This window comes from Streptomyces palmae (genome assembly GCF_004684805.1).
Taxonomy (GTDB): domain Bacteria; phylum Actinomycetota; class Actinomycetes; order Streptomycetales; family Streptomycetaceae; genus Streptomyces; species Streptomyces palmae.
Map to the genome: position 1 here is coordinate 1 of NZ_SRID01000655.1, position 1,651 is coordinate 1,651.

The 1,651-nt window shown below is 72.0% G+C and carries 2 protein-coding genes; one reads left to right on the forward strand and one right to left on the reverse strand.

The window, feature by feature from the left end:
- Nucleotides 1-246: 246 nt before the first annotated feature.
- Complete coding sequence (locus E4099_RS31845; RefSeq protein WP_135342566.1) at nucleotides 247-1,263, forward strand: glycosyltransferase family 2 protein; 1,017 nt, start codon at nucleotides 247-249, stop codon at nucleotides 1,261-1,263.
- Nucleotides 1,264-1,415: 152 nt separating this feature from the next.
- Here the strand turns inward: E4099_RS31845 and E4099_RS31850 are convergent.
- The coding region (locus E4099_RS31850) for a transglycosylase SLT domain-containing protein (RefSeq protein WP_167828561.1) at nucleotides 1,416-1,651 on the reverse strand (236 nt) is incomplete at its 5' end.

Here is a 1,651-nt window from a genome sequence, read left to right on the forward strand (position 1 = left end):
GGGCCGGAGGGCGCGGGGGAGAGCCGACGGGGCGGTCCGCCCGTGCCGCGGTCCCGGCCGTGGCTTGCGACCGTAGGCCCGTACGGTGACCGCCGGTGATCCCCACGCCGCTGCTCGCCCCCACTGCCACCCGGCCGGGGCGTTCCGGGCTCCCCCATAAGGGGTAACGTGGCCCCGATACAGCAGTCACCCGGGCGCGCCGCCGCGATGGCGGCTTCCGCCACGAGGCCGTCCCCCCGAGGAACGATGTCTGAAGCGCAGCCTCCGGCCGTATCCGTGATCATGCCGGTGCTCAATGAGGAACGCCATCTGCGCAACTCCGTGCGGCACATCCTGGCGCAGGAGTACGCCGGTGAGATGGAGGTGGTGATCGCGCTCGGGCCGTCCACGGACCGCACCGACGAGATCGCCGCCGAGCTGGTACGGGAGGACCCGCGGGTCCACACGGTGCCCAACCCCACCGGGCGTACCCCCGCCGCGCTGAACGCGGCGATCAAGGCCTCCCGCCACCCGATCGTGGTGCGCGTGGACGGCCACGGGATGCTCTCCCCCAACTACATCGCCACCGCGGTGCGCCTGCTGGAGGAGACCGGCGCGCAGAACGTGGGCGGCATCATGCACGCCGAGGGCGAGAACGACTGGGAGCGGGCCGTCGCCGCCGCCATGACCTCCAAGATCGGGGTCGGGAACGCGGCCTTCCACACCGGCGGCGACGCGGCCCCCGCGGAAACCGTGTATCTGGGCGTCTTCCGGCGTGAGGCGCTGGAGCGGCAGGGCGGCTACAACGAGGAGTTCATTCGCGCCCAGGACTGGGAGCTGAACTTCCGGATCCGCGAGGCGGGCGGGCTGATCTGGTTCTCGCCGGAGCTGAAGGTCTCCTACCGGCCGCGGCCCAGCGTCCGGGCGCTGGCCAAGCAGTACAAGGACTACGGCCGCTGGCGGCATGTGGTCGCCCGCTTCCACCAGGGCTCGATCAACCTGCGCTACCTCGCCCCGCCGGCCGCCGTGCTGGCCATCGCCGCGGGCACGGTGGTGGGCGCGGCGCTCACCCCCTGGGGCTTCGTGGTCCCCGGCGGCTATCTGGCCGCGATCGCCGCGGGCTCCATCCCGGCGGGCAAGGGCCTGCCGGTGGCGGCACGGCTGCGGATCCCCGTGGCGCTGGCCACCATGCACATGTCCTGGGGCTGGGGCTTCCTGACCAGCCCGCGCTCGCTGGCCCGCAAGGTCATCGCCAGCCGTCGGCCGGCGGTCGTCACCGACTGAGCAGTACGGGTCGACATGGCGACCGAGCCGAGGACCCGGCGGGTGGCACCTGCCGGGACCGGTGCGGGAGTGGAGTGGACGACGCCGCGGGGCGGCACCCTGGACCAGGGTGCCGCCCCGCGGCGTGTGTAGGGGTGTTGCCGGGCTGTGGATCAGTACGCCGAGTTGACGTTGTCCATGGAGCCGTAGCGGTCGGCGGCGTAGTTGCAGGCCGCGGTGATGTTGGCGACCGGGTCGTAGATGTTCCACGAGGTGCCGTCCACGTGGTACGCCTTGAAGGTCGGGTCGATCACCTGGAGCAGGCCCTTGGACGGGATGCCGTTGACGGCGTTGATGTCCCAGTTGTTGATGGCCTGCGGGTTGCCGGAGGACTCGCGCATGATGTTGC

Bases quoted from the DNA above. Each gene is read 5' to 3' on its own strand.
- E4099_RS31845 (WP_135342566.1), top strand. From the start codon at position 247: ATGTCTGAAGCGCAGCCTCCGGCCGTATCCGTGATCATGCCGGTGCTC.